General features: G+C 44.5%; 9 protein-coding genes. 2 read left to right on the forward strand and 7 right to left on the reverse strand.

Features of this window, described 5'->3' with window-relative positions; genetic code table 11:
- From ispC to rimO, 6 genes are all read right to left on the reverse strand, one after another.
- Positions 1–1,197, reverse strand: a complete 1,197-nt coding sequence (ispC, locus tag GW12_RS01460; protein WP_034582472.1) for a 1-deoxy-D-xylulose-5-phosphate reductoisomerase — start codon at positions 1,195–1,197, stop codon at positions 1–3.
- The gene (locus tag GW12_RS01465) at positions 1,198–2,022 is read right to left on the reverse strand and encodes a phosphatidate cytidylyltransferase (protein ID WP_034582474.1); all 825 of its coding nucleotides are present in this window, start codon (positions 2,020–2,022) and stop codon (positions 1,198–1,200) included.
- Between the two features lie 3 nt (positions 2,023–2,025).
- Positions 2,026–2,778 carry a polyprenyl diphosphate synthase gene (gene uppS, locus GW12_RS01470; RefSeq protein WP_034582477.1) on the reverse strand — a complete coding sequence of 251 codons (753 nt, stop codon included), beginning with the start codon at positions 2,776–2,778 and terminating at the stop codon, positions 2,026–2,028.
- A 7-nt stretch (positions 2,779–2,785) separates the two neighbouring features.
- Positions 2,786–3,340, reverse strand: coding sequence for a ribosome recycling factor (gene frr, locus GW12_RS01475; protein WP_034582478.1), 555 nt, complete (start codon positions 3,338–3,340; stop codon positions 2,786–2,788).
- A gap of 78 nt (positions 3,341–3,418) precedes the next feature.
- Positions 3,419–4,147 carry a UMP kinase gene (pyrH, locus tag GW12_RS01480; protein WP_034582480.1) on the reverse strand — a complete coding sequence of 243 codons (729 nt, stop codon included), beginning with the start codon at positions 4,145–4,147 and terminating at the stop codon, positions 3,419–3,421.
- A gap of 40 nt (positions 4,148–4,187) precedes the next feature.
- Positions 4,188–5,531, reverse strand: a complete 1,344-nt coding sequence (rimO, locus tag GW12_RS01485; protein WP_034582481.1) for a 30S ribosomal protein S12 methylthiotransferase RimO — start codon at positions 5,529–5,531, stop codon at positions 4,188–4,190.
- Between the two features lie 351 nt (positions 5,532–5,882).
- Here rimO and glnL point away from each other — a divergent pair, with 351 nt between their 5' ends.
- Together glnL and glnG are read left to right on the forward strand one after the other, a co-directional pair.
- The gene (glnL, locus tag GW12_RS01490) at positions 5,883–6,992 is read left to right on the forward strand and encodes a nitrogen regulation protein NR(II) (RefSeq protein ID WP_034582482.1); all 1,110 of its coding nucleotides are present in this window, start codon (positions 5,883–5,885) and stop codon (positions 6,990–6,992) included.
- Entirely contained in the window at positions 6,979–8,451 is a 1,473-nt protein-coding gene (gene glnG, locus GW12_RS01495) for a nitrogen regulation protein NR(I) (RefSeq protein WP_034582484.1), read from the forward strand. The genes glnL and glnG overlap by 14 nt, the downstream gene beginning before the upstream one ends.
- A 63-nt stretch (positions 8,452–8,514) precedes the next feature.
- Here glnG and GW12_RS01500 read toward each other — a convergent pair whose 3' ends face one another.
- Complete coding sequence (locus tag GW12_RS01500) at positions 8,515–8,841, reverse strand: hypothetical protein (RefSeq protein WP_034582486.1); 327 nt, start codon at positions 8,839–8,841, stop codon at positions 8,515–8,517.
- Positions 8,842–8,988 lie beyond the last annotated feature (147 nt).

The following is an 8,988-nucleotide window of genomic DNA, read 5'->3' on the forward strand; positions in this document are numbered from 1 at the left end:
TTAACTTCCTTTATTTACAACAAATTGACGTGCAATATCACGTGCCTGCTGGTCAGCCTGAAGTATCACATTCAGCTGATCTGCTGTCTGATTGTCCAACGAATTTAGCGTATGTTCAACCACCTGAGGAATTTGAGTGAAAGCAATTTTTTCATTTAGAAAAGCCGCCACAGCAATTTCATTGGCTGCGTTCAAAATCGCAGGTGCAATTCCACCTTGCTGCATGGCCTGACGGGCTAGTTTTAATGCAGGAAAACGCTGAGTATCCGGTTGCTGAAAATTCAATTGAGAGTGGATAAACAGATCCAGTGGTGCAACATGCGTGCTAATCCGCTCCGGCCATGCCAAAGCATGTGCAATCGGCGTACACATATCCGGATTACCCATTTGCGCCAAAGTTGAACCATCTACATATTGAACCATGGAGTGAATAATACTCTGTGGATGCACAACAACTGTAACAAATTGTTCTTTTACCGCAAATAAATGACAGGCTTCAATCAGTTCTAAGCCTTTATTCATCAGGGTGGCTGAATCAACTGAGATCTTTTGTCCCATCGACCAGTTAGGGTGTTTACAGGCTTGGGCGGGTGTCACCGTTTCAAGCTGTTCAAGCGTATGGTTTAAAAATGGGCCACCAGAGGCAGTGAGTAGAATCTGCTGTACCCCCAGTTTTGGTTTGCCATTCCGTTCAGCTTCAAAATAATTGGCTGGTAAACACTGAAAAATAGCATTGTGCTCGGAATCCACTGGAAGCAATAAAGCGCCATGGTCACGGGCGGCTTGCATCATGATGTCACCTGACATCACCAGTGCTTCTTTATTGGCTAGCAGCACACGCTTACCCGCTTTTACAGCAGCTAAAGTCGGCAACAAGCCTGCTGCACCAACAATCGCAGCCATGACTATATCCACTTCTGGATGCTCAGCAACCGCAATCAGCCCAGCTTCATCCTGCAGGATTTCAATTTCAAATAACTGATGCTGTTTAAGTAATTGTGCCAGCTCATCCATTCTGGACGCTGGCACCACAGCAACTTTCGGTCGGAACTTCTTGCATATCTCAACCAGTTCCGCAATACGGCTTTGGGCAGTCACAGCAAATACGCTGTAGGCTTCAGGATGTCGCTGCAGGATCTTTAAAGTACTTTGACCAATGGAACCTGTAGCACCCAATATACAAACAGCTTGTGACATCTATAAATCTACGCCAATAAGTTTTAAAACATACATGCCTGCAGCAAAAATCGGTGCTGCAGCGAGGAGAGAATCAATCCGGTCCAGTACACCACCATGACCTGGTAGAATACGACCCGAATCTTTAATGCCTGCGCGACGTTTGATCATCGATTCAAACAGATCACCCAAGACAGAACTAAATACGGTTAATACTGACAAAATCAGAAATAAAATCAGCTCTGGAATACTAATATCCAGGTAAAGTAATGCCACTGTAATGACAATCAACATCGAAGTCAGGATACCACCATACAAACCTTCAACTGATTTGTTTGGGCTGACACTTGGCGCTAGTTTTTTCTTGCCAAATTTACGGCCGACAAAATAAGCACCACTATCTGCGCCCCAAACCAGCAGGAACAGGTACATCAGCCACCAAGGTGAACTATCCCAGACTGAATAGATAGCTGTGACGGCAGCAGAAATCAGAATAACACCGATTCCATACAAGCTTGGATTGTACCAGCCGTCATATTCCGGATAGGACTTGACCCAGTAAATACTTAAAATCCAGGTCAGAATCGATGCAATCCACAATAGCATCGACATATCATTAAATTGAAGTGCAAGTGCTGAAAGAACTGCGGTGAGCAAGCCATAACCCCATGCAACTGGCTTGAGCACTTTTCTTCCTTGGCGTGGCATGAGCTTGAACCACTCATAACCGGCAACGCCTGCAGCTACAACCATCAACACAAACATTGGGTAATAAGATGTGGTGGCAAACATACAACTCAGTACAATAGCCACCAATACCAATGCGGTTATAATCCGCTCTAACATGTATTAATTCTCAAGTTTCTCTTGCTGAATCTGTTCTGAAGTCTTACCAAAACGGCGTTCTCGTCCACCAAAGACAGCGAAAGCATCATCCAGCTCTTCAATGGTAAATTCTGGCCATAAGGTATCAGTGAAATACAGTTCCGCATACGCTGCCTGCCACAGCAGGAAATTGGATAAACGGAAATCACCACCAGTACGGATCAACAGATCTACAGGCGGTAAATCGCTCAGACTCACATATTGACCAAAAACTTCAGTATCAATTGCATCAAGTTCTAATTTATTTGTTAAAACATCCGCGGCAATGCGTTTCGCAGCCTGCGCCATGTCCCACATACCGCCGTAACTCACGGCAATGGTCAGGGTCATGCTATCGAACTTAGCAGTCCTTTGTTCCGCATGCAACATTAAAGCTTGCAGTTCAGGAGATAAACGGCTGCGGTCTCCGATAAAGCGTAAGGCAATATTGAATTTTTCCATACGCGGCAACTGTTCATGAACTGTGTCTTCAAGCAATTTCATGAGCAGGTCCACCTCAAACTGTGGACGGTTCCAGTTTTCACTCGAAAATGCGAATACAGTTAAGGCCTGAATATTTCTTTTTCTGCAGTGTTCGACAATCGGATCTAGGACAGTTTTCCCTTCACGGTGTCCTTCACCTTTTTGCATTTGATTTTTTTTGGCAAAACGGTTGTTGCCATCCATGATGATGGCAACATGTTTCGGAAGACGGGTATTTTCTTCAGGATGGGTCATTGACGAATTAGACCTTCATCAATTCAGCTTCTTTTGCAGCCAGACGTTTGTCCACTTCTGCAACATATTTATCGGTAATTTTCTGGATTTCATCAGAAGCACGACGCTCTTCATCTTCAGAAATTTCTTTTTCTTTTAATAGCGCTTTGATGTCACCTAATACATCACGACGGATGTTACGGATCGCAACTTTTGCATTTTCTGCTTCGTTACGTGCGATCTTCTGCATGTCACGACGGGTTTCTTCAGTCAGCGCTGCCATTGGTACACGAATTGCGTCTGCAGTAATCGGGTTCAAACCAAGGTCAGATTCACGAATCGCTTTATCAATCGCTGCAACCATTGTACGCTCGAATGGCTGAACCAGCAAAGTACGCGAATCTTCAACACCAATGTTGGCAACCTGGTTCAATGGCACGTCTGAGCCATAGTAAGGAACCATAACACCGTTCAGAATGGATGGATGTGCACGTCCAGTACGAACTTTTGCAAAACCATGTTCCAACGAGTCAAGTGACTTGTTCATACGGTCTTCTGCGTCTTTTTTAAGATCGTTAATCATATGATCTTCCTTACTTAATTCTAAAAAATGTAAAAGCTAAATCGGGAACTAGTATAAAGGGCTTCGAGCCTCACGTCATTAATTGGTGACGTGAGTACCTTCATTTTCACCCATCACAACGGACAATAAAGCACCAGACTTATTCATATCGAATACTTGCAGCGGTACGTTGTGGTCACGGCACAGACAGATCGCAGTCAAATCCATCACACCCAGTTTCTCATCCAGCACCTGATCAAATGTCAGTGAATCATATTTCACTGCATCTTCATATTTGCTTGGATCTTTGTTGTAAACGCCATCAACTTTAGTTGCTTTCAGGATCAGATTCGCTTCGATTTCAATACCACGTAAGCAAGCAGCTGTATCTGTGGTAAAGAACGGGTTACCTGTACCTGCAACAAATACACACACTTCACCACGCGTCAGGTGACGGATTGCATCTCGGCTAGAGTAAGATTCTACAACGGTACCAATTGGCAGCGCTGACAGCAAACGTGTCTTGATATTACGGCGTACCAGTGCATCACGCAGCGCCAAGCCATTCATCACAGTGGCCAGCATTCCCATCTGGTCACCAGTCACGCGACCAACCAGGCCGTCTTTTTGCAACTGGCTACCGCGGTATAGGTTACCACCACCCACAACGATACCCACTTGTACACCTAAACCAACCAGGTGAGCAATTGATAAAGACATCTGATCCAGAATTTGGGCATCAATACCCATATCCTTGTTGCCTGCAAGTGCTTCGCCTGAAAGTTTCAGCAAAATACGGCCAAAACGCGGCTTTTTAGAATCCAACATCATCAAACTCCAAATTATTTCATTTAATTTTATCTAAGTATTAAGCTGATTTGATCGAAATTAGTTTTGCAAACAGGTCATATTCGTCTGCATCTGTAATTTCGACTTCAAGCAAATCACCTGCCTTAATCAGGTTTTTATCAATATCTTCAACAAACACATTACCATCAATTTCAGGTGCATCTGCATAAGAACGTGCCACAGCAACTGGGAATTCTTCTTCCAGGTCATCGACTAGCACCGTCATTTTCTGACCGATACGTTTTTGCAGTTTGGCTGCTGAGATGGCTTGTTGTACCTGCATGAAACGTTCATAACGCTCCTGTTTCACTTCTTCTGGCACATGATCAGGCAGATCGTTTGCTGCTGCACCTTCAACTGGCGAATAAGTAAAGCAACCTACACGATCCAGCTGTGCTTCTTGTAGCCAGTCTAACAGCATCTGGAAGTCTTGTTCAGTTTCACCCGGGAAGCCCACCACAAAGGTAGAACGGATCACCAGCTCAGGACATTTCTCACGCCACACTTTTAAACGCTCTAGTGTATTTTCACTATGTGCTGGACGTTTCATCAGTTTGAGGATTTTCGGGCTGGCATGCTGGAACGGAATATCCAGATAAGGCAGGATTTTGCCTTGTGCCATCAGTTCAATCACTGCATCTACGTGTGGATATGGGTAAACATAATGCAGACGCACCCAGATACCGAGTTGACCGAGTGCTTCACACATGTCATAGAATTTGGTTTTAACCGGCTGACCGTTCCAGAAATCCAGTTTATATTTGGTATCCACACCATAAGCAGAAGTATCTTGGGAGATCACGAGTACTTCTTTTACGCCAGCACGTTTCAGTGCAGCTGCTTCTTCCAGCACGGAACCGACCGGACGAGAAACTAAATCACCACGCATACTTGGAATAATGCAGAATGTACAACGGTGGTTACAACCTTCCGAAATTTTCAGGTAAGCATAGTGTTTTGGAGTAAGACGAATGCCTTGCTCAGGTACTAGGTCAATAAATGGATTGTGTTTTGGCGGTTCAGGGACATATTCATGTACCGCATCCATAACTTCTTCATATGCCGCTGCACCTGTCACTTTCAGGACATTCGGGTGCATCTGGCGAATCTTGTCTTCATCTTTACCCAGACAGCCAGTGACAATCACGCGACCATTCGCGCTCATCGCTTCACCAATGGCATCTAAAGACTCTTGTACTGCAGATTCAATAAAACCACAGGTATTAACTACTACTAAATCCGCGCCATCATAATCTGATGCCACATCATAACCTTCAGTTTTTAACTGAGTAAGAATTCGCTCGGAATCAACCAATGCCTTAGGACAACCTAAAGAAACAAAACCGACTTTGGGGGATTTCATGAATCTGCGCTCCACTAGAATGCGCGTATTGTATGTCTTTTCGCGGCATAAAAACAGTTGAAATGGCGACTGTTTGCATCAAGCACCAAAATAAAGCCATAAAATATTCAATATAATTATGAGTGCACCAAATTAGAACAATTCTGCTTTACAGGCCAATTTAACTCGGCTATATCATTAATAAAACCGGTATCCTCATAACTACTCTCCCGATTCCCTGCAATATTTTAGGGAAATTTTCAAAAGTTGGCGTGCATTTTGCTTAATGTGCATCAAATGAGAACTTAAGAATTTGTTTTTTGCTTTATGAAGATGCCATTGCGCTATTTTAATACAGGAAAACCACCGCTAATGGATCAGCCTATTTCTATCGACTATCGCTTACTGGTGGACAATCTCACCACTGCCATTATGTTGGTCGATAGCAACCTGAATATCTACTATCTGAACACGGCCTGCGAAGCTATGTTCGATATCAGTCTTTTGCGCGCATCTGGCACGCCAGTACTTAATATTTTACAAGCACCGACGGATGAGTTTAAGACAGAAGAGTCCCTGTATAACACGCTGCATACCGGACAACCTTATACCCGCCGTGAAGCAACCATTATTGTCAACTTTAAAGACATACACGTGGATTATACGGTTTCCCTACTCAATACCGGCAAACCTACCCACCCTTTATTATTGATCGAGCTGAATCAGCGCGACCGTATGCTGAAAATTTCACGCGAGGAAAACTATATTCAGCAGCATCAGGTGGCGCGCCAATTGATTCGCGGTGTCGCTCACGAGATTAAAAACCCGCTCGGTGGTATTCGTGGCGCAACCCAATTGCTAGCACGTAGCCTGGATGATCCAAAATACAAAGAATTCACAGACATTATTATCAATGAAGTCGATCGCCTTCGGAATCTGGCCGACACCATGCTTGGTTCACGTCAGCTACCAAGTTATGAATTAGTAAATGTACATGAGCCACTGGAACGTGTGCGCTCACTGATCGCCAACCAGACAAAAAAGAAAATCAAAATTACCCGGGACTACGACCTATCCTTGCCAGAAGTTTTGGCGGATCGCGACCAGCTGATTCAGGTCATGCTGAATATCTGTGTCAATGCCGTTCAGGCGATGACAGAAAATAAAGACTTCTTTATCGAGCATCAGCCAGAACTGATCTTAAGAACTCGGATTCAGCGTCTCTATACTATTAATGGGGTGATTCACCGCTCGGTGGTTCGCGTCGACATTCAGGACAATGGTCCAGGTGTGCCGGAAGACATTATTGAATCAGTGTTCTACCCGCTAGTCACCAGCCGTGCCAAAGGAACCGGTCTCGGTCTGAGTATTGCTCAAAATATTATGCATCAACATAACGGAATGATTGAATGCCAGTCAGTTCCAGGAAAAACCGTATTTAGCCTATTTTTACCTTGGGAGTCAGATCATGTCGCGAAATAAAATATGGGTCATTGATGACGATCGTGCCATGCGTTGGGTACTAGAAAAAACATTTAAAGAAGAAGGTTTCGACGTCACCAGTTTTGAAGAAGCGCAGTCAGCGCTCGATCAACTCAGCGTAGATGCGCCAGATGTGATCCTGACCGATATCCGCATGCCAGGAATTGATGGCCTGACTTTCTTAAGCAAAGTCAAAAACAGCTATCCAGACCTGCCTGTGATTATCATGACGGCGCACTCGGATCTGGAATCAGCAGTATCCAGCTATCAAACTGGTGCATTTGAATATCTGCCGAAGCCATTCGATATTGATGAAGCACTGGCATTGGTGAATCGTGCCATCCTGCATATCACCAAACTACAACAACAGGAATCTGCTAAAGCGGTTCCAGCCATCCAGTCTACCGAGATCATTGGTGAATCCCCTGCCATGCAGGAAGTATTCCGTGCCATTGGTCGCCTGTCACAGTCGCATATCACCGTGCTAATTAATGGTGAATCCGGTACTGGTAAAGAACTGGTTGCACATGCCTTGCATCGCCATTCACCACGTAGCAATAAACCGTTTATTGCTCTTAATATGGCGGCAATTCCAAAAGACCTGATCGAGACCGAACTGTTTGGTCATGAGAAAGGTGCTTTTACTGGTGCAAATACCCAACGCCAAGGCCGTTTCGAACAGGCCAATGGCGGCACGCTGTTCCTGGATGAAATTGGCGATATGCCATTTGAAACCCAAACCCGTTTGCTACGTGTCCTTGCAGATGGTGAGTTCTACCGTGTCGGCGGTCATGTTCCGGTAAAAGTGGATGTACGTATTGTTGCTGCAACCCACCAGGATCTGGAAAAACTGGTACATGACGGCCGCTTCCGTGAAGACTTGTATCATCGTCTAAATGTGATTCGTATTCATATTCCTAAACTGGCGCATCGTTCTGAAGACATTCCGATGCTGGCAGAACACTTCCTGGCTCGTGCTGGCAAAGAGCTGGGCGTGAATCCAAAAATTCTGCGTCCAGAAACCAAGGAATATATGCAAAAGCTGCCTTGGCAAGGGAACGTACGTCAGCTGGAAAATACCTGTCGCTGGTTAACCGTCATGATCACCGGTCGTGAAGTCTATCCAGAAGACTTGCCACCTGAACTGAAACAGATTCCGCTCCCTCAGGACAACGGTGCACCGATTCCGAACCTCAACCAGATTGCACCGCATCACTGGGATGAATTACTGGGTCAATGGGCGATTCAAAAACTGAAAAATGGCGAGATGAAAATTCTCGACATCGCCACACCAATGTTTGAACGTACCCTGATTAATGCTGCCCTGCAACAAACCCGTGGTCGTAAGCGTCATGCTGCTGAACTGCTTGGCTGGGGCCGCAATACCCTGACTCGTAAGCTGAAAGAACTCGGCATGGACAGTGCTGATGACGATGAAGTAGAAGAAGTTGAAGGTTAAGCTTTCAATTTAATCTCATAAAAAAAGCGTCAAATCAGTTGGCGCTTTTTTTTATTTTTAGCTTTAAGCCGTAAGTCCGATATAACGAAAATAGCCAGTCGCACCCAAATCCGATTTCATAATGATAAATTCCGGATAGCTACTTGCAGTCAGTTCCGCAAACATATTCAGCTGATCATCATTGGCATGCAGATCATCCACAGTATGCTGCATGGTCTGCTCAAACTCATCAGTAATGTATTCAAAACCAATATCCATGGCAATAAATAAAGTATGCTTACATGGCTGGATATACTGTTCTTCCTGCCAGTTAATAATTTGTTGCTGACAATGTGGACAGGCAATATTGTCTGTGGCTTGAACGTCGAGTTCGATGAGTTGGTATGACATATTGAAAATCAAATAAGTTAACTTTCCCTATTCTAGCAAATTCTTCAAATACTTCTCTTAATTTAAACCTCCGCTATATTCAACTATAAAAAGCCCGCATGATGCGGGCTTTTCAATCCTAGCAATCTGTCCCGTCCTGAAATAAGT

It is taken from the genome of Acinetobacter sp. HR7, assembly GCF_000773685.1.
Classification (GTDB): domain Bacteria; phylum Pseudomonadota; class Gammaproteobacteria; order Pseudomonadales; family Moraxellaceae; genus Acinetobacter; species Acinetobacter thermotolerans.

What these genes read in the sequence shown, in the direction of transcription:
- ispC (WP_034582472.1), bottom strand. Translation starts at nt 1,197, where the DNA reads ATGTCACAAGCTGTTTGTATATTGGGTGCTACAGGTTCCATTGGTCAA.
- GW12_RS01465 (WP_034582474.1), bottom strand. Translation starts at nt 2,022, where the DNA reads ATGTTAGAGCGGATTATAACCGCATTGGTATTGGTGGCTATTGTACTG.
- uppS (WP_034582477.1), bottom strand. Translation starts at nt 2,778, where the DNA reads ATGACCCATCCTGAAGAAAATACCCGTCTTCCGAAACATGTTGCCATC.
- frr (WP_034582478.1), bottom strand. Translation starts at nt 3,340, where the DNA reads ATGATTAACGATCTTAAAAAAGACGCAGAAGACCGTATGAACAAGTCA.
- pyrH (WP_034582480.1), bottom strand. Translation starts at nt 4,147, where the DNA reads ATGTTGGATTCTAAAAAGCCGCGTTTTGGCCGTATTTTGCTGAAACTT.
- rimO (WP_034582481.1), bottom strand. Translation starts at nt 5,531, where the DNA reads ATGAAATCCCCCAAAGTCGGTTTTGTTTCTTTAGGTTGTCCTAAGGCA.
- glnL (WP_034582482.1), top strand. Translation starts at nt 5,883, where the DNA reads ATGGATCAGCCTATTTCTATCGACTATCGCTTACTGGTGGACAATCTC.
- glnG (WP_034582484.1), top strand. Translation starts at nt 6,979, where the DNA reads ATGTCGCGAAATAAAATATGGGTCATTGATGACGATCGTGCCATGCGT.
- GW12_RS01500 (WP_034582486.1), bottom strand. Translation starts at nt 8,841, where the DNA reads ATGTCATACCAACTCATCGAACTCGACGTTCAAGCCACAGACAATATT.